Source organism: Cronobacter dublinensis subsp. dublinensis LMG 23823 (assembly GCF_001277235.1).
Taxonomy (GTDB): domain Bacteria; phylum Pseudomonadota; class Gammaproteobacteria; order Enterobacterales; family Enterobacteriaceae; genus Cronobacter; species Cronobacter dublinensis.
The window spans coordinates 2,747,593-2,765,757 of sequence record NZ_CP012266.1 but is presented as its reverse complement, the minus strand read 5'-3'; the positions used below and the strand labels follow the sequence as shown (position 1 = coordinate 2,765,757).

The 18,165-nt window shown below is 54.8% G+C and carries 19 protein-coding genes and 3 tRNA genes; 17 read left to right on the top strand and 5 right to left on the bottom strand.

The window, feature by feature from the left end; translation table 11 throughout:
* The first annotated feature begins 92 nt into the window (after positions 1-92).
* The 8 genes from AFK67_RS12675 to sdiA all read left to right on the top strand — a co-directional run bounded on the left by AFK67_RS12675 (position 93) and on the right by sdiA (position 6,997).
* The gene (locus tag AFK67_RS12675; protein ID WP_007732348.1) at positions 93-1,145 is read left to right on the top strand and encodes an acyl-CoA reductase; all 1,053 of its coding nucleotides are present in this window, start codon (positions 93-95) and stop codon (positions 1,143-1,145) included.
* Positions 1,146-1,277: 132 nt separating this feature from the next.
* On the top strand, positions 1,278-1,997 hold the full coding sequence (locus AFK67_RS12670; protein ID WP_007732345.1) for an RNA polymerase sigma factor FliA: 720 nt from the start codon (positions 1,278-1,280) through the stop codon (positions 1,995-1,997).
* A 60-nt stretch (positions 1,998-2,057) separates the two neighbouring features.
* Entirely contained in the window at positions 2,058-2,606 is a 549-nt protein-coding gene (gene fliZ / locus AFK67_RS12665; protein ID WP_007732343.1) for a flagella biosynthesis regulatory protein FliZ, read from the top strand.
* A gap of 85 nt (positions 2,607-2,691) precedes the next feature.
* Positions 2,692-3,492: a cystine ABC transporter substrate-binding protein gene (tcyJ, locus tag AFK67_RS12660; RefSeq protein WP_032967649.1), complete on the top strand. Its 801-nt coding sequence runs from the start codon at positions 2,692-2,694 to the stop codon at positions 3,490-3,492.
* A 107-nt stretch (positions 3,493-3,599) separates the two neighbouring features.
* Positions 3,600-4,580: a D-cysteine desulfhydrase gene (dcyD, locus tag AFK67_RS12655; protein WP_007732336.1), complete on the top strand. Its 981-nt coding sequence runs from the start codon at positions 3,600-3,602 to the stop codon at positions 4,578-4,580.
* Positions 4,581-4,601: 21 nt separating this feature from the next.
* A complete protein-coding gene (gene tcyL / locus AFK67_RS12650; RefSeq protein WP_007732333.1) occupies positions 4,602-5,270 on the top strand; it encodes a cystine ABC transporter permease in 669 nt (222 codons plus the stop codon).
* Positions 5,267-6,019 (top strand): L-cystine ABC transporter ATP-binding protein TcyN, encoded by a 753-nt coding sequence (tcyN, locus tag AFK67_RS12645; RefSeq protein ID WP_007732332.1) that lies wholly within the window; start codon positions 5,267-5,269, stop codon positions 6,017-6,019. The genes tcyL and tcyN overlap by 4 nt, the downstream gene beginning before the upstream one ends.
* 252 nt (positions 6,020-6,271) lie before the next feature.
* Positions 6,272-6,997 carry a quorum-sensing transcriptional regulator SdiA gene (gene sdiA / locus AFK67_RS12640; RefSeq protein ID WP_007732331.1) on the top strand — a complete coding sequence of 242 codons (726 nt, stop codon included), beginning with the start codon at positions 6,272-6,274 and terminating at the stop codon, positions 6,995-6,997.
* Between the two features lie 71 nt (positions 6,998-7,068).
* Here the strand turns inward: sdiA and AFK67_RS12635 are convergent, their stop codons facing one another.
* Positions 7,069-7,293, bottom strand: coding sequence for a DUF2594 family protein (locus AFK67_RS12635; RefSeq protein WP_007732327.1), 225 nt, complete (start codon positions 7,291-7,293; stop codon positions 7,069-7,071).
* A 480-nt stretch (positions 7,294-7,773) separates the two neighbouring features.
* Here AFK67_RS12635 and uvrY point away from each other — a divergent pair, with 480 nt between their 5' ends.
* From uvrY to AFK67_RS23450, 7 genes are all read left to right on the top strand, one after another.
* Complete coding sequence (uvrY, locus tag AFK67_RS12630; protein WP_007732313.1) at positions 7,774-8,430, top strand: UvrY/SirA/GacA family response regulator transcription factor; 657 nt, start codon at positions 7,774-7,776, stop codon at positions 8,428-8,430.
* Positions 8,427-10,259, top strand: coding sequence for an excinuclease ABC subunit UvrC (gene uvrC, locus AFK67_RS12625; protein WP_007732311.1), 1,833 nt, complete (start codon positions 8,427-8,429; stop codon positions 10,257-10,259). The genes uvrY and uvrC overlap by 4 nt, the downstream gene beginning before the upstream one ends.
* A 56-nt stretch (positions 10,260-10,315) precedes the next feature.
* Entirely contained in the window at positions 10,316-10,864 is a 549-nt protein-coding gene (gene pgsA / locus AFK67_RS12620) for a CDP-diacylglycerol--glycerol-3-phosphate 3-phosphatidyltransferase (protein WP_007732308.1), read from the top strand.
* 166 nt (positions 10,865-11,030) lie between these two features.
* Positions 11,031-11,106, top strand: a tRNA-Gly gene (locus AFK67_RS12615).
* A 53-nt stretch (positions 11,107-11,159) separates the two neighbouring features.
* Positions 11,160-11,233, top strand: a tRNA-Cys gene (locus AFK67_RS12610).
* Positions 11,234-11,245: 12 nt separating this feature from the next.
* Positions 11,246-11,332: transfer RNA gene (locus AFK67_RS12605), tRNA-Leu, on the top strand.
* A 253-nt stretch (positions 11,333-11,585) separates the two neighbouring features.
* Complete coding sequence (locus AFK67_RS23450; RefSeq protein WP_234012991.1) at positions 11,586-12,311, top strand: hypothetical protein; 726 nt, start codon at positions 11,586-11,588, stop codon at positions 12,309-12,311.
* Positions 12,312-12,486: 175 nt separating this feature from the next.
* Here AFK67_RS23450 and cspE read toward each other — a convergent pair whose 3' ends face one another.
* The gene (cspE, locus tag AFK67_RS12595; protein ID WP_007720208.1) at positions 12,487-12,699 is read right to left on the bottom strand and encodes a transcription antiterminator/RNA stability regulator CspE; all 213 of its coding nucleotides are present in this window, start codon (positions 12,697-12,699) and stop codon (positions 12,487-12,489) included.
* Positions 12,700-13,527: 828 nt separating this feature from the next.
* Here cspE and AFK67_RS12590 point away from each other — a divergent pair.
* Positions 13,528-13,947 carry a GNAT family N-acetyltransferase gene (locus tag AFK67_RS12590; RefSeq protein WP_007720210.1) on the top strand — a complete coding sequence of 140 codons (420 nt, stop codon included), beginning with the start codon at positions 13,528-13,530 and terminating at the stop codon, positions 13,945-13,947.
* Positions 13,948-13,984: 37 nt separating this feature from the next.
* Here the strand turns inward: AFK67_RS12590 and tyrP are convergent, their stop codons facing one another.
* The 3 genes from tyrP to yecR form a co-directional block, all read right to left on the bottom strand.
* Positions 13,985-15,193, bottom strand: coding sequence for a tyrosine transporter TyrP (gene tyrP / locus AFK67_RS12585; RefSeq protein WP_007720213.1), 1,209 nt, complete (start codon positions 15,191-15,193; stop codon positions 13,985-13,987).
* Between the two features lie 243 nt (positions 15,194-15,436).
* Positions 15,437-15,934 carry a non-heme ferritin gene (ftnA, locus tag AFK67_RS12580; protein ID WP_007720215.1) on the bottom strand — a complete coding sequence of 166 codons (498 nt, stop codon included), beginning with the start codon at positions 15,932-15,934 and terminating at the stop codon, positions 15,437-15,439.
* Between the two features lie 273 nt (positions 15,935-16,207).
* Positions 16,208-16,555, bottom strand: a complete 348-nt coding sequence (gene yecR, locus AFK67_RS12575) for a YecR family lipoprotein (protein ID WP_007720219.1) — start codon at positions 16,553-16,555, stop codon at positions 16,208-16,210.
* Positions 16,556-16,836: 281 nt separating this feature from the next.
* Here yecR and AFK67_RS12570 point away from each other — a divergent pair, with 281 nt between their 5' ends.
* Positions 16,837-18,096, top strand: a complete 1,260-nt coding sequence (locus tag AFK67_RS12570) for a methyl-accepting chemotaxis protein (protein WP_038883280.1) — start codon at positions 16,837-16,839, stop codon at positions 18,094-18,096.
* Positions 18,097-18,165 lie beyond the last annotated feature (69 nt).

Sequence of the window (18,165 nt, the reverse complement as noted above, 5' to 3'; positions counted from 1 at the left end):
CTGTTATTGAAGATGATGGCGACATGCTGACCTAAGGCAAGACGCTCACATTCTTAAGCGAATTTTCCCGCAGACTGCTGGCCGACCCGCGCGTGCGGGCCTATAGCGACGTGGTGAGCCTGGCGTTCTGGTGTCGTCCGGCGTCGCTGGAAAAGCTGCGTCAGGAATTTATGCCGCAGGGCATCACCCAGGGCCGCGGCGTGGCGTTTCATATCGCGCCGTCCAACGTGGCGGTGAATTTCGCGTTTTCGCTGGCGGCCGGGCTGCTGACCGGCAACGCCAATATTGTCAGACTCTCCTCAAAACCGTTCCCGCAGACGGCGCTGATTTGCGATGCGCTGAAAGGGGCGCTGACGCAGGTGCCGGCGCTCGCTGAGAGCCTGTGTCTGGTGCAGTACCCGCATGACGCGGCGTTAACCGATTATTTCTCGGCGCTGTGCGACGCGCGGCTTATCTGGGGCGGCGATCGCACCATTAGTGAGGTGCGACGATCGGCGCTGCGCCCACGTGGGGTGGATATCGCCTTTGCGGATCGTTACTCCTTCGCGGTGGTCAATGCCGACGCCTGGCTTGCCGCGCCGGATAAATCGCGTCTGCTGGAGGCGTTTTATAACGACACGCTGCTCACCAGCCAGCAGGCGTGTACCGCCGCGAAAATGGTGGTCTGGACCGGCGATCGTACCGACGAGGCGCGCGCGCAGTTCTGGCCCGCGTTTCGCGACTGGTGCGGCGAGCGCTATGCGCCGCTGCCGACGACCGCCGTGAGCAATCTCGCGTGGTTCTGCGCCCATACGGTGAGCGATCCGACGCTGCGACGTATTGCGCAACCCGATAATCGTCTGTTCCTGGCGCAAACTTACGCGCCGGATGGCGCGTTGCTGGCGGATCATCACCAGAGCGGGGTGTTTATTGAATATGTTGCGCAGGATCTGCTGGACATTGCGCCGCTGTGCGGGGAGAAGTGCCAGACGATCGTTCACTACGGTGTGGATCCTGAGGATTTTCAACGGTTTCTGGCGACCGCAAAACCGCGCGGCGTCGATCGTATCGTGCCACTTGGGCAGAGTATGCAGTTCTCTTTGCACTGGGATGGCTATCCGCTGGTCGAAATGCTGACCCGTCGTTTAACTTTAATTTCTTATTAATCAGTCTATTTTCAGTGATTTAGCTTATAACCTGAAAATAGCCCCTTATTTAGTCCATTATTCTCCCGATTAAAAAGCGCTGTAGAATTAGATAATCACGCCGATAACTCAACTAACGCAGGGCTGTTTATCGTGAATTCTCTCTATACCGCTGATGGTGTAATGGATAAACACTCGCTCTGGCAGCGTTATGTCCCGCTGGTGCGTCACGAAGCGTTGCGCCTGCAGGTGCGTTTGCCGGCGAGCGTCGAACTGGACGATTTGTTACAGGCGGGCGGCATCGGCTTGCTGAATGCTGTAGAACGCTACGACGCCCTGCAAGGAACGGCATTTACCACTTACGCAGTGCAGCGTATACGTGGCGCGATGCTGGACGAGCTGCGCAGCCGTGACTGGGTGCCACGCAGTGTCCGACGCAACGCGCGCGAGGTGGCGCAGGCAATAGGCCAACTGGAGCAGGAACTGGGGCGTAACGCGACGGAACTGGAGGTCGCAGAGCGACTGAGTATCCCGCTTGAAGAATATCGTCAGATGTTGCTCGACACGAACAATAGTCAACTTTTCTCTTATGACGAATGGCGTGAAGAGCATGGCGATAGCATCGAACTGGTGACGGAAGATAACCAGAACGAGAACCCGCTGCAGCAACTGCTGGAAAGCAATTTACGCGAGCGTGTGATGGAAGCGATTGAATCGCTGCCGGAACGCGAGCAGATGGTGCTGACGCTGTACTACCAGGAAGAGCTCAATCTCAAAGAGATTGGCGCGGTACTGGAAGTGGGCGAATCACGGGTGAGCCAGTTGCATAGCCAGGCCATAAAACGTCTGCGAACCAAGCTGGGTAAGCTATAGGTTGTTGATTCGTCATCATCCTGGTAATGCCGCATACAGTAACGACAACCAGGAGTTATCATGACGGCGCAGCAACCTAAAAGGCGGCCCCTGAGCCGCTACCTTAAAGACTTTAAGCATTCGCAGACGCATTGTGCGCATTGTCACAAGCTGCTGGACCGCATTACGCTGGTCCATCGCGGCGAGATTGTGAACAAGGTCGCTATCGCTTCTCTCGACACGCTACTCGACGAGGCCACCTGGGAGCTTGAAAAGCAGGACTGGGTGGCGCTCTGTCGCTTCTGTGGCGATCTGCACTGTAAAGAGCAGAGCAATTACTTCGATATCATCGGCTTTAAGCAATACCTCTTCGAGCAGACCGATATGAGCCACGGCACGATCCGCGAATACGTGGTGCGCCTGCGCCGTCTCGGCGCGCATCTGACCCAGCGCCAGGTGCCGCTTTCTCTTGCCCGTCAGGATAATCTCGACGAGCATCTGGAGGAATATCTTCCGCTGACCAGCACCAATAATTACCGGATTGCGCTTCGCAAGTATGCCCAGTATCAGCAGCTCTCCTTGGCCCCGACGGAGAAAACCGCGTCTGCGGTCACTTCTGGTATATATTAAAAAGGTATAAGTTGTAGCACAGTGGTTTTGATTTCTTTACGTAACTACTTACACTACAACTCAATTTCGTTAATTCGGGGTACTTATGAAACTTGCACTTTTGGGTCGTCAGGCGCTCATGGGCGTCATGGCTGTAGCGCTGGTGGCGGGCATGAGCGTAAAAACCTATGCCGCGGAAAATTTGCTGAATAAAGTTAAAGAACGCGGCACGCTGCTGGTGGGGCTGGAAGGCACTTATCCGCCGTTCAGCTTCCAGGGTGATGACGGCAAACTGACCGGCTTCGAAGTGGAGTTCGCCGAGGAGCTGGCGAAACATCTGGGCGTAAAAGCTTCCCTTAAGCCTACCAAGTGGGACGGGATGCTGGCGTCGCTGGATTCTAAGCGCATCGACGTGGTGATTAACCAGGTCACTATCTCGGACGAGCGCAAGAAAAAATATGATTTCTCAACGCCGTATACCGTATCCGGTATTCAGGCGCTGGTGAAGAAAGAGAACGCGGCGAGCATTAAAACCGCCGCCGATCTCAAGGGCAAGAAAGTGGGCGTCGGCCTTGGCACCAACTACGAAGAGTGGTTGCGCCAGAATGTGCAGGGTGTTGATATCCGCACGTATGATGATGACCCGACCAAATATCAGGATCTGCGCGTAGGCCGTATCGACGCCATTCTGGTGGACCGCCTTGCGGCACTGGATCTGGTGAAGAAAACCAACAATACGCTGGCGGCGGCTGGCGAACCGTTCTCCCGTCAGGAAGCGGGCGTGGCAGTGCGTAAAGGCAACGAGGATCTGGTGCAGGCTATCGATAAAGCGATCGCGGATATGCAGCAGGATGGCTCGCTGAAGAAAATCTCTGAGAAGTGGTTTGGCGCAGACGTGACCAAATAAGGTCGCCGCTGCTGATAAAAGGTGCTGATATCAGCGCCTTTTTTTATGCCGCCGGAAAATTGCTGCATAATGACGGTTTAACCGCTGAACTGGCATGAGGTTTCCTGATGCATAATCTCACCCGCTTTGCGCGCCTTGAGCTTATCGGCGCGCCCACTCCGCTGGAGTTTCTGCCGCGCCTGTCTGACTATCTGGGCCGCGAAATTTTTATTAAACGCGACGATGCGATGCCGGTAGCGATGGGCGGCAATAAGCTGCGCAAGCTGGAGTTTCTGGCCGCCCAGGCGCTGCGCGAAGGCGCCGACACGCTGGTCACCGCCGGCGCGATACAGTCGAACCATGTGCGCCAGACGGCGGCGGTGGCCGCGCGCCTCGGCCTGCACTGCGTCGCGCTGCTGGAAAACCCGATTGCGACCCGCGAAGACAATTACCTGACTAACGGTAACCGGCTACTGCTGGATCTGTTTAATGTGCAGGTGGAAATGTGCGACGCGCTCGACGCGCCGGACCAACAGCTTGATGCGCTGGCGGTGCGCCTCGAAGCCCAGGGATTTCGCCCGTATGTGATCCCGGTCGGCGGCTCGAATGTGCTGGGCGCGCTCGGCTATGTCGAGAGCACCCTGGAAATCGTGCAGCAGTGCGAAGGCATTGTGCGGCCCTCCTCGGTGGTGGTGGCCTCCGGCAGCGCCGGCACCCACGCGGGGCTGGCGGTCGGGCTGGAGCAGGGGATGCCGGACGCTGAGCTTATTGGCGTGACGGTCTCGCGCACCGTAGCGGAGCAGAAGCCGAAAGTGGTGGCGCTGCAGCAGGGTGTCGCGCAGGCGCTGGAGCTCGACGCCAGCGCCGATATCGTGCTGTGGGATGACTACTTCGCGCCGGGATACGGCAAGCCTAACGACGAAGGCATGGAAGCGGTAAAACTGCTGGCGCGCCTCGAAGGCATTTTGCTGGACCCGGTCTACACCGGCAAAGCGATGGCTGGGTTGATTGACGGCATCGCGCAGCACCGCTTTAAGGATGAAGGCCCGATTCTCTTTATTCACACCGGCGGCGCTCCGGCGCTGTTCGCGTACCATCCGCATGTTTAACCGCAGGGTGAAACCAACATAATGCAGGAAAGTATCCAACTGGTTATCGATTCGGCGCCGTTTCTTCTGAAAGGGGCCATTTTTACGCTGGAGCTGAGCATCGGCGGCATGTTCTTCGGCCTGGTGTTAGGCTTCGTGCTGGCGATGATGCGGCTGTCGGCCTTCTGGCCGGTCTCGTGGCTGGCGCGCTTTTATATTTCGATTTTTCGCGGCACGCCGCTTATCGCACAGCTCTTTATGATCTACTACGGCCTGCCGCAGTTCGGCATTGAGCTTGACCCGATCCCGGCAGCGATGATTGGGCTGTCGCTCAATACCGCGGCCTATACCTCCGAGACGCTGCGCGCGGCGATTTCGTCCATCGATAAAGGGCAGTGGGAAGCGGCGGCGAGCATCGGTATGACGCCGTGGCAGACGCTGCGCCGTGCGATCCTGCCGCAGGCCGCGCGCGTGGCGCTGCCGCCGCTTGGCAACAGTTTTATCAGCCTTGTGAAAGACACCTCGCTCGCCGCCACCATTCAGGTGCCTGAGCTGTTCCGCCAGGCGCAGCTGATCACCTCGCGCACGCTGGAAGTATTCACCATGTATCTGGCTGCCTCGCTCGTCTACTGGGTGATGGCGACGGTGTTGTCCGCGCTGCAAAACCATTTTGAAAACCAGTTAAACCGACAGGAGCGCGATCCGAAATGAGTGCGATTGAGGTCAAAAACCTGGTGAAGCAATTCCACGGTCAGACGGTGCTGCACGGTATCGATCTGGAAGTGCAGACCGGGGAAGTGGTGGCGATTATTGGGCCCAGCGGCTCCGGCAAAACCACGCTGCTGCGCAGTATTAATTTGCTGGAACAGCCCGAGAGCGGCACTGTGCGGGTGGGCGATATCCTTATCGATACCGCAAAATCGGCGCGCGAACAGCGCGGCCTGGTGCGCGCGCTGCGCCAGCAGGTGGGTTTTGTGTTCCAGAGCTTTAATCTGTTTCCGCACCGCACGGTGCTGGAAAATATTATCGAAGGGCCGGTTATCGTTAAAGGCGAGCCGAAAGCGGAGGCTACCGCCCGCGCCCGCGAGCTGCTGGCGAAAGTGGGGCTTTCCGGCAAGGAAAACAGCTACCCGAAACGTCTCTCCGGCGGCCAGCAGCAGCGCGTGGCGATTGCCCGCGCGCTGGCGATGCGCCCCGAGGTTATCCTGTTTGACGAGCCGACCTCGGCGCTGGATCCTGAACTGGTGGGCGAAGTGCTGAACACCATCCGCCAGCTGGCGCAGGAGAAGCGCACAATGGTGATTGTGACCCATGAGATGAGTTTTGCGCGAGATGTCGCCGACCGCGCCATCTTTATGGATCAGGGGAAAATCGTGGAGCAGGGCGAGGCGAAAGCCCTGTTCGCCAACCCGACGCAGCCCCGCACCCGCCAGTTTTTAGATAAATTCCTGAATACCTGACTCTCCGCCCGGCGTGAATTGCACGCCGGGCACGCGCCGAAAAACCCTGTCAAAAATATGGCTTAAAAATCGACTGATGAATTAATCAGCATCAACAATCCCTTAGCCAAATAATTTGCCTTAAAGGTGAAGACTGGCTCAAAGTTGCTGACAGAATGCAGATTATTGATATTAATAATTCCGAAGAATGTGGTACTTTGTTCTATCACAAAAAAAAATGCTTACAGCACGACAGGAGTTTCGCCCCACAGCATGAAGGAAAGTGACTTTTTTAACTGGCGTCGGGAAATGACGACCCGCTTTCAGGAAATTCAGGATTCGAGCGACATTTATTCGCTCCTGAAAACCGAAACGCAGAACATGGAATATGATTATTTCGCGCTTTGCGTTCGTCATCCTGTGCCTTTCACGCGCCCCAAACTGACGCTGCACACCACCTATCCTGAAGCCTGGCTTGAGCATTATCAGGCGGAAAATTACTATGTGATAGATCCGGTGCTGAAGCCCCAAAATTATCAAATGGGCTTTCTCCCGTGGAGCGATACGCTGTTTAGCGGCGTGGCGGAAGAACTCTGGAATGCCGCGCGCGACCACGGTCTGGTCAAGGGCGTAACGCAGTGCGTCATTGCGCCTAACCGCGCCCAGGGATTCCTCTCCGTCTCTGGAACCAACCCGCGTGGACACACCATGCCGGATGACGAACTGGCGTTGCGACTTCAGCATTTAGTGGAGCAGAGCCTGGTGACAATGGCGAGGTTGGAAGATCCGGCAGCGACCGTGCTGGAAATGAAGCTGAGCAAACGAGAAAAAGAGATATTGCAGTGGACGGCGGAAGGTAAAACGTCGGCGGAAATAGCGATAATATTATCTATCTCGGAAAATACCGTTAATTTTCACCAGAAAAATATGCAGAAGAAGTTTAATGCTCCAAACAAAACGCAAATTGCCTGCTATGCTGCTGCGATTGGCCTGATTTGAGCGTGTAATTCGTTCTGCGTGTCAGACGTTCAAGCCGGCTGGAAGAATAACGCCTTCCAGCCGGTTTTTTATTACTGACGATAAGCCTGTTTAATCTGCTTAACGGTATTCGTAAAGACTGCGGCCTGCGCCTCGTCTTCCATTTCAGCGATCTGCCTTTCCATTTTAATGATAACCCGGCCCGCGTCAGCCTGGCCCATCGCCTGCAGCATCAGGGTCAGCAGGGATTTCAGGCAGGAGACTTCAACAGCCAGTTCCTGGATCTGCTCTGAGGTGGAAAAATCGGGAGCGCTCATGTTTTGTCCTTTTTTGTGTAGCGGCGTGCGCCGGGCATGCCTGTCGATGTTTTAAGGCGGCGGAGTATACCACAAGGTCCAAAAAAGTAATTAGCGCCGATTTTTTGAGCGTTCTTCGGGCTGTCGGGTTTATTATAATAAGCTTTTACGCAGAGCAAACATTTCGCCGGGTTCGCTGGCGTAGCGGTAAAAATATATGTTTCTGATAAGTTTCGGCATTGTAAATTTAAAATTTGTTAATTATTGCCTGAAAATTCACGCTTCGTAATAAGTTAGAACGAAAAATGCTGTACTTTGATTTTGCGATGTTTTTTTAGCGTTATGGCCGCTACCTCTTCGTTAAAAACGCGTTTTAATTTTGTTTGCCTGGCTCCACTGGCGCATAACTGCATTTTTTGCGTTTCAAAGTTGAGTTAAAAAACGCTAATATGGGGCGAAAAGTTACCAGCAGCGTTATCCCTTTTTGAGGAGTGTTTTCCTTTGATCAACGTTCTTCTTGTTGATGACCACGAACTGGTGCGCGCAGGGATACGACGCATACTTGAAGATATGAAGGGCATTAATGTGGCAGGCGAAGCCTGCTGCGGCGAGGACGCCATCAAATGGTGTCGCATTCACCCGGTGGATGTGGTGCTGATGGACATGAACATGCCGGGCATTGGCGGCCTGGAGGCGACTCGCAAAATCGCCCGTTATTCTTCAGACATTAAAGTGATCATGCTTACCGTTCATACGGAGAATCCGCTACCGGCGAAAGTGATGCAGGCCGGCGCGGCAGGCTACCTGAGTAAAGGTGCGGCACCCGCCGAAGTGGTGAGCGCCATCCGGTCGGTTCACGCCGGGCGACGCTATATCGCTTCCGACATCGCACAGCAAATGGCGCTCAGTCAGATAGAGCCCGACCGCAGCGAATCCCCCTTCGCGAGTTTGTCGGAAAGGGAATTGCAGATTATGCTCATGATTACCAAAGGCCAGAAGGTCAATGAAATCTCTGAGCAGCTTAATCTCAGCCCGAAAACCGTTAACAGCTATCGCTATCGTATGTTTAGTAAGCTAAACATTCACGGCGACGTCGAGTTAACGCATCTGGCCATCCGCCATGGCCTGTGTAACGCGGAGACCTTATCAAGTCAGTGAGTGAAGTTTTCGATTCAAAATCATTTCTGAAAACCGTTACCAGCCAGCCTGGCGTCTACCGCATGTATGACGCCAGCGGGACGGTTATCTACGTCGGCAAAGCCAAAGACCTCAAAAAGCGCCTGTCCAGCTACTTTCGCAGCAACCTCGCCAGTCGAAAAACCGAGGCGCTGGTGGCGCTCATCCAGAATATCGACGTGACGGTGACCCACACCGAAACCGAAGCGCTGTTGCTGGAGCACAACTACATCAAGCTCTACCAGCCGCGTTATAACGTGCTGCTGCGCGATGACAAATCGTATCCGTATATTTTCCTGAGCGGCGACACGCACCCGCGTCTGGCTATCCATCGCGGCGCGAAACACGCCAAAGGGGAGTATTTCGGCCCGTTCCCGAACGGCTACGCGGTGCGTGAAACGCTCGCGCTTCTGCAAAAGATTTTCCCGATTCGCCAGTGCGAGAACAGCGTCTATCGCAACCGCTCGCGTCCCTGCCTGCAATATCAGATTGGCCGCTGCCTCGGGCCGTGCGTCGAAGGGCTGGTGAGCGAAGAGGATTACGCGCAGCAGGTGGAGTATGTGCGGCTGTTTCTCGCCGGGAAAGACGATCAGGTGATAAACCAACTGGTGGCGCGCATGGAGCAGGCGAGCCTGAACCTGGCGTTTGAAGAGGCCGCGCGCCTGCGCGATCAAATCCAGGCGGTGCGCCGCGTGACGGAAAAACAGTTTGTCTCCAATAATGGCGACGATCTGGACGTCATTGGCGTGGCGTTTGAGTCGGGGATGGCCTGTCTGCACGTGCTCTTTATACGCCAGGGGAAAGTGCTCGGCAGCCGCAGCTACTATCCAAAAGTGCCGAGCGGCACCGAGCTTGCGGAAGTGGTGGAAACCTTTGTCGGCCAGTTCTATTTACAGGGCAGCCAGATGCGTACGCTGCCGGGCGAGATCCTGCTCGATTTCCCTCTCACTACGCCCGAACTGCTGGCGGAGACGCTGTCGGAGATCGCCGGGCGTCGGGTGAATGTCCAGACGCGCCCGCGCGGCGACCGCGCGCGCTATCTGAAGCTTGCGCGCACCAACGCCGCCACGGCGCTCACCACGCGGTTGTCGCAACAGTCGACCATCAGTCAGCGCCTGACGGCGCTCGCGCAGACGCTGCATCTGCCGGAAATAAAACGGATGGAGTGTTTTGATATCAGTCATACGATGGGCGAACAGACCGTGGCTTCCTGCGTGGTATTTGACGCCAACGGGCCGCTACGTTCTGAATATCGTCGCTATAATATTACTGGCATCACGCCGGGCGATGATTACGCCGCGATGAACCAGGTGCTACGCCGTCGTTATGGGAAAGCTATTGAAGAGAGCAAAGTGCCGGATCTTATCCTTATCGACGGCGGTAAAGGCCAGCTTGGCCAGGCGAAAGCGGTTTTCGCCGAGCTGGACGTGACGTGGGATAAACATCATCCGTTGCTGCTTGGCGTGGCGAAGGGCAGCGATCGTAAGGCCGGGCTTGAGACGCTGTTCCTTGAGCCGGAAGGGGAGGGCTTCGCTCTGCCGCCTGATTCGCAGGCGTTGCACGTCATCCAGCATATTCGCGATGAGTCGCACAACCATGCGATAACCGGGCACCGTAAAAAGCGCGCTAAGGTGAAAAACACCAGTACGCTTGAGACGATAGAGGGTATTGGCCCGAAACGCCGCCAGATGTTGCTCAAATATATGGGAGGGTTGCAACCGCTCCTGAACGCGTCGGTGGAAGAAATCGCGAAAGTGCCGGGCATCTCGCAGGCGCTTGCAGAAAAGATCTACTACTCGTTGAAACATTAAGGGCTATGTAGCAACATAGCGGTAATCTCAAATTATGACAGATAGTTACCTGCACTATGCGATTTAATATCCCTACATTGCTGACGCTGTTTCGAGTCATTCTGATCCCGTTTTTTGTGCTGGCGTTCTATCTGCCTTTTCACTGGGCCCCGTTTCTCTGCGCGCTGATCTTCTGCTTCGCGGCCATTACCGACTGGTTTGACGGTTTTCTCGCGCGCCGCTGGAATCAGAGCACCCGCTTTGGCGCGTTTCTGGACCCGGTGGCGGATAAAGTCATGGTCGGCATCGCGATGGTGCTGGTCGTCGAGCACTATCACAGCTGGTGGATAACGCTGCCGGCCGCTACCATGATCGCGCGCGAAATTATTATCTCTGCGCTGCGTGAATGGATGGCCGAACTCGGTAAGCGCAGCAGCGTGGCGGTTTCCTGGATTGGTAAAGTGAAGACCACGGCGCAGATGCTGGCGCTGATCGGTTTGCTGTGGCGTCCGAACCTGTGGATCGAATACGCCGGTATCGCGCTCTTTTTCGTTGCGGCAGTGCTGACGTTCTGGTCAATGTTCCAGTATCTGAACGCTGCGCGCGGTGATTTGCTCGAACGGTGATCTATCCGGCGTAAAATTCAGCAAACGAGTCATGTAGCCTGAAAATTTCGTTGACTCATTGCGTCAGGTAAGTAGAATGCAACGCATCGAACGGCGGCACGGTTCGCCAGACGGTAAATAAATCAAGTAATTAGATTCAAGCATTTAGCTAAAATTACTTCGATAAGCGGGAATAGCTCAGTTGGTAGAGCACGACCTTGCCAAGGTCGGGGTCGCGAGTTCGAGTCTCGTTTCCCGCTCCAAATTCTGATATCAGCCCTTTGCTGGTATCCGCCTGAAAAGGCAACGCAATTCTGGCGCGTTAACAAAGCGGTTATGTAGCGGATTGCAAATCCGCCTAGTCCGGTTCGACTCCGGAACGCGCCTCCACTTTCTTCCCGAGCCCGGGTGGTGAAATCGGTAGACACAAGGGATTTAAAATCCCTCGGCGTTCGCGCTGTGCGGGTTCAAGTCCCGCCCCGGGCACCATGGGAAACACAAGAATAATCAAAGCAATAAGCAGTGTCGTGCAAACCACCTTCGGGTGGTTTTTTATTTTCTGCCACGTTCTCCTGACATCCTTCCTGACGTTATTCGCGACCGGATTTACTCGCGTATACTCTCATGCCCCTCTTTGCCTGAATGCGCCCTCTGACAGTGAAGTGTGGGCAAATCTGGCAGGTTGATGACGAAGCAGTACTCCTCTAAGCTACGCCTTCAGATCTTTTAAAGGGACGTCATCATGTTACTCACAGGCCCCCTCAAATGGGGTATGGTTGCTACGCTTGCCGTTACGCTTTTAGGGGGATGTATACCCTATCCAAGAGAGCGGCCTGGTTATATTGATCTGTGCAAAAGTGAGTATGAATTCAGTATCGACAGCCCTGGCGGGAAGAAAAGCATCGTCATTGAAACCTGGCTCTACGATCACGCCATCCCCGGCAATTATATGCCAGAAAAACAAGGCGATTTTACGCTCCCGCGTGTACAGGGCCCTGAGGCCCGGCCGGAATTTTATGTTCAGCTGGTGGTCTGGAACAAAGGCCGACAACGTCCTTCGCGACCAGGAAGCAAAGGGCAACCGCCTGTACCTGTCATGCTGGATACCCGTAAAGCCTATATAGACCTGGGGGATGGAAAGCGTATTAACGCACGACCTGAAGTTTTTCTTGGTACGACGTCGTTCCCTTACGATTTTCCGGAGAACAACATGAAATATGCCAGGCTCTCACCCTATGATATTAACAGCGATGAAGTGCACCGTAATGTCCCGAGAATTACCAACAACGATGACTATGGTTCAGCTTATGTCGTCTTTAAAATTTATCGCAAGCAGGCGAACGTAAACTGGACTATTTATCCAGGTGAGCTCGAATCAGAAGGCCAGAAAATTCCACTTCCTGCGCTTAAACTTTGCTGGCAGCCGACGTTGAAATGGATAGGTATTGAACCTTTGATGCGGCCCTGAACGTTAATATGCTTGCGGGCTGACAGGGCATTTGAGGCGTGGAGGTTAAATGAAGGGATGTACTCAATTAAGATAATAAAAAACCCGCACAAGGCGGGTTTTTTTATCAGTATAACCTGATGGCTCAGGAAATAACCTTCGTCGCGGTCGCAGGCATACCGATGCTTATTGCGGCTTACAGCGGCGTCACATTGCCTGCTGCCGGGCCTTTAGCGCCATTTTCAATGGTGAAGGAGACCTGCTGGCCTTCATCAAGCGTTTTGAAATTGTCGCTCTGGATAGCAGAGAAGTGTACAAACACATCTTTGCTGCCGTCATTCGGGGTGATAAAACCAAAACCTTTATCAGCGTTAAACCATTTTACTAAACCAGTCATTTTGTTAGACATAGATACTTCCTTAATATTTGAGCCACTAAACGCGGCGATGATGGCCTGTCATTAGAGAGAAACTTATTTGGCACTTAGGAGAAGGCTCATGAGGAAGGATATCTATTGATAGCACTTGAACTGAGGACTGCTTTACTAAAACTGCGTTCATAAGGTCTGTATTCCAAACCGAGGACCTTATTAAGTCATATAAATTTTTGTTTAGCAATATTTATTTCAACCGCTTACATGCCTGGACGGCCATAAGGTTATCTGGCGCTGCCTCACTCCGCATCCATTTAGGGGGGTGCCACCGCGCTGGGTGACTCATTACACGAATTATCTGATTACGGCGCGCAGGCGTAAGACCTGCGGGCAGGCAAAGGGGGTTTTTCTATCCACGCCAGGCCAGCGTCCGGTCCGCTTTACTGACACGGCATGAAAATACGAGCGGCGTACGATGCACGATTTGATCATAGTCACATTGCGATAATAAATTCGCGCACAGCTATATATCATGTATTCGTTTTTCCGATCTGCTGCTACTTTTTAAGTGCACCCCATCATGGTGCTATCCACTCACTGCAATGAGTTTTCCGGTCAGCTGACAGGCCCCAGGGTTGAGCCATTCTGTCGCAGACGACTTCGGGGGAGAATCGTACATTGCGGAACAAGGGCCAGGACGGCGCAAACTATCACATACTGGGCCAGTCCATGAGGACTGGCTTTTTTTTCGACCCGTGGCTCGAACACGACAAACCTTGCCAGCTAAGAACCCTGCCGGTTTTCAGGGGTTACCGGATTGAACATAAACGCTTATGGTTTCTTTGTGATAACAAGGAGACGACGATGGAATACCGGCTTACCGACACCCCCGATGATGAACTCAAGGCGCGCATCAGAAAACAGCTTGGCCTCTATAACGCGATGCACATGACGCCAGACCTGCAGGAGCTGATTATCAGCGTCAATGACGCGCAGGGGAACCTGACGGCGGGCCTGACCGGGCGCAGCCACTGGGGTTGCATGCATATCGAGTTTCTCTGGGTTGACGAATCGCTGCGCGGGCAGGGCACCGGCGCGACGCTGATGGCGATGGCTGAAGAAGAAGGGCGTAAGCGCGGCTGCAAGCGGATATTTGTCGACACCTTCAGTTTTCAGGCCCCTGATTTTTACCGCAAGCAGGGTTATGACGTTTACGGTGTGGCGCCGGATTATCTGGCGGGCCATTCGCGCTTTTATTTCAGTAAGGCGCTGAGTCACGAATAACCCTAAAAAAGCCCCGTCAGACGGGGCTTATTTGTGGTTACCCCACTTCGCGTAATACGCCTGCGCTAATCAGAAACTGAATGACCACGATGCCGACGCCGCAGACGAAAACCACCGCCAGCATCGCTTTCCCGCCCGCGACCTGCCAGGTTGCCGGGTGGCGTTTGCGGCTCTGCCAGGCGAGCATCGCCGGCAGCAGCAGCGCCAGCACAGCCAGCGCCACGCCTGCGTAGCCGAGCGCCATCACAAACCCTTGCGGGTAGAAAAGCGCAAAGGCCAGCGGCGGCACGAAGGTCATTAGCCCGCTCTGGGCGCGGCCCGCCACGGTGCGCCGACGCTTAAGCATATCCGCAAGGTAATCAAACAGTCCGAGCGATACGCCGAGGAACGAGGTCGCGAGCGCGAGATCGGCAAACAGATGCACGGCCAGCTCCACATGCGGCGAGGCGACAACATCGCGCACGGCCTGCAACAGCCCGTTTAGTCCGGCGTGTGTGGCCAGCAGGCCCATAAACGTCGTCGAGGGGATGGCCCCGAGCGTGGCGAGCTGCCAGAACAGATACGCCACCAGCGGGATAGCGCTGCCGGTGATAAATATCAGCCGCAGTTTGCGCACATCGCCTTTCATATAGCTGACGATACTCGGCACGCTGCCGTGAAAGCCGAACGAGGTAAAAATCACCGGCAGGGCGGAGAGCGCGAGCCCCTGTTCGACCGGCAGCGTCAACAGATTTGCCTGACGAATATGCGGCATCATCAGCCCCAGCATCACCACCAGAAAAATCGTTTTGGCCGTAAACAGCAGCCGGTTTACCAAATCGACGCTGTGCGTGCCGATGCTGACAATCAGCCCGCCCGCGAGCGTAAAGGCCAGCACGCCGGTTGCAGGCGTAATAGTCATCCCGAGCCACTGGCTAAGGCTTGAGGCCAGCAGCTCGCCCGCGCCGCTGATATAGGCGGCTGTCAGCGCGTACATTAAAAACAACATGCTAAAGCCCGCGAGCCACTGCCCCGGTTTGCCGAGATAGTGCAACGCCAGCGTGCCGAGGCCCGTCGAGGCGGGCTGATGCTGATACACCTCCACCAGCAGCAGCGCGGTATAGCACATCAGCGCCCACAGCAAAAAGAGCAACAGCGCCGTCACGCCAAAGCCGACGCCTGCCGCCGCGAGCGGCATCGCCAGCATCCCTGCGCCGATCGTAGTGCCGGCGACGATAAAAATACTGCCAAGAGTGCGGTTCTTCACGCGGTGTACTGTCCTGGAACGATCCTCTGAAAATTTATGCTGCGCAGGGTAAAGAATTCCGCGCAATTCGTCAAACTGACGTTACGTGAAATGTAATGAATTATTTACAGTAACAATGCGAACACCGACGCAGGATCTCCCACGCGTGAACGTGTCAGAAAATACGGAGGATTAAATAAAAGGTGGGGTAAGAATTAACGCAAAGGAAGACCGGTAATGACAGGCGTCATTACCGGGAAAATATCAGGCCTGGGTGTCGAGGGTCGCCAGTTCTTTATCGATAAAATAGAGACCTTCGCCGCTTTTACCCGCAAGGCTCAGTTTATCCAGCACGGATTTAAACAGTTTCTCTTCTTCGTGCTGTTCAGCGACATACCACTGCAGGAAATTAAAGGTGGGATAATCCTGGGTGGTCATCGCTACATGGGCCAGGGCATTAATCTGGCGGGTGATCAGTTGCTCATGCTCATAGGTAGCCTGGAATAACGCATCAAGCGACGCATACTCGGCAAACGGCGACGGTACAGCGTTGATTCGCGGGAAGCTGCCGGTGTCGGTCAGGTAGTTAAACAGACGCTGCATGTGCGTCATCTCTTCCTGTGCGTGACGGCTCAGAAACGCGGCGGCGCCTTCAAAGCTGTGATAGCTGCACCAGGCGCTCATCTGTTGATAAAGCAGCGAAGAATAGAGTTCAAGATTCATCTGCTCATTGAGTTTTTCAATCATATCCGGCTTCAGCATATTTCGCTCCGCAATAGGGGGGGTAATTATCGCTGCACTATAATTTGTTATTAAACTGTTTGCAAAAGATAAAATAAAAAAGGCGTGGCGTTAATAATGCAAACGGGAATTAAACGCATTTAATAATTAAATGAGAATTATTATTGCTGTTTAAATAAAGGGAATAAGCAGGAAGAAGAAATAAATAGCGGAGCAGGCGGTGGCCTGACGGCGCAACCTTGCGGAAATAAAAAATCTCAGCCATCGCCGGATGCCGATGGCTGTAAAGCGTGATTACCAGCCGCCAACGGCGCGGTTATTGATGGTAAAGCCGCGGCACTGGTACTCCAGCACGATAGATTCCGTCATGCATTGCGTGCCGGTTATCACGGAGCACGTCTTCACGGGTGCGCCATAGGCTTCGGCCACGGCGTAGCCCCAGTCCTGACACTGACGATTCGCTATCGACTGCGCCACGTAGTTATCCACTTTGGCATGTTGCAGCGGTTGCTCGCTGATACCGAGCCTGACGGTGCCGGTAACTTTACTGCCGCCGACAATTTCCGGCGTTTTGGTGATGGTGCAGCCGCCCAGCGCGAGCAGGGCGGTAATCAAAATGACCTTGCGCATCGGTTTTCTCACAAAGTTTGCCTTAATAGCATCATGCCACGTTGCCGCGCGCGCCAATCGACTGAAAAGCCCCCGGTTCACCCCGTTTCCCGCGTCTTTACCCGTCAGTAACGTGACGTGACCTTGAATAATTACTTAACTTTATTGTTTCAAAGCTGAAGTTTTCCAGGCGCAGGCCGACAACTACGATACGGTAAGTCTTTATCTGTACGTAAAAAAGAAATGCAGAGAGGACCGGGACAGATACCGTCTTGATTCGCTCAGGGACGGCTTCTTAACACCGGGAATCGACTATGAACTTTATCCGTAACGTAAAAATCCGTGCGATGGTTGTATGGGTCTTGCTCTTATCAACCATCGTCTGGGTGGGCGTGTCCGGAGCGACGCTCTGGTTTCTACATCACCTGGAAAATAGTCTTAAACTGAGCCCTGAACAGGCAAGCTGGGTCGATACTACCCAACTGATATTAAGCCTTTCAGTCGTGGGCAGTATCGCCCTTACCGTTCTGATGGAACGCTATCTTTACCTCTGTCTGGTTCGCCCCGTGGAAACTATTCGTGAGCATTTGCATGTGCTGGCTGACGGCAATCTGGAGGTGAAACTGCAGGATCTCGGCAGCAACTGCGTCGGGCTGATGGTGCCTTATATTCAGCGCATGCAGGATAACTGGGAAAAAACGGTCAGCGCCATTCGCGCGAGCGCAGACAGCATCCGCAGCCATGCGGGCGAGGTCACTGGCGTTAACAACGAACTCTCCACGCGCTCCGAAGAGCAGGCGGCCGCGCTTGAGCAAACCAGCTCCAGCATGGAGCAGCTCAGCAGCACGGTAAAACTCAACGCGGAAAACGCGAGCCACGCCAGCACGCTCTCCGGCAACGCCACGCGCACCGCGCAGGCAGGCGGGGCCTCCGTGAAGGAGGTCATGGAAACCATGTCGCGCATCTCCAGCAGCTCCAGCAAAATCGTCGATATCACCACGGTGATTAACAGCATTGCGTTTCAGACCAACATCCTCGCGCTCAACGCGGCGGTGGAGGCGGCGCGCGCGGGCGAGCAGGGCCGCGGGTTTGCGGTGGTGGCGGGCGAAGTGCGCAATCTCGCGAGCCGAAGCGCCCAGGCGGCGAAAGAGATAGAAACGCTGCTTAACGAGTCGGTCGCCAATATCCAGACCGGCTCCGGTCAGGTGAAGAAGGCGGGCGAGGCGATGGATCAGATCCTTGTCGCGGTACGTCAGGTTAACGACATCATGGGCGAGATCGCGAGCGCTTCCGGCGAGCAGAGCGACGGCATCAGCCAGGTTGGCGTGGCGGTCAAAGAAATGGACGCGGTCACGCAGCAGAACGTGCAGCTGGTGCAGCAGTCGGTGCTCTCCTCAAACGATCTGGAGCGTCAGGCTGCGCATCTCACCGAAGTGGTGGGGCTATTCCGCCTGCGCGGTCAGCGCGAGCGCGCCGCACCGGCCGCTACCGCCGCGCCGCTGGTGCGTCCTGCGCTGGCGGGCGCGGCGGCGACGAAAAGCGTGTCTGGTGCCGAGAACTGGGAAACCTTCTGAACGCAGGCGTGTGAAAGAAAACTGTGAGCCTCACTCTATTTTTTAAAACAATCTTTCATTTAATTTGAA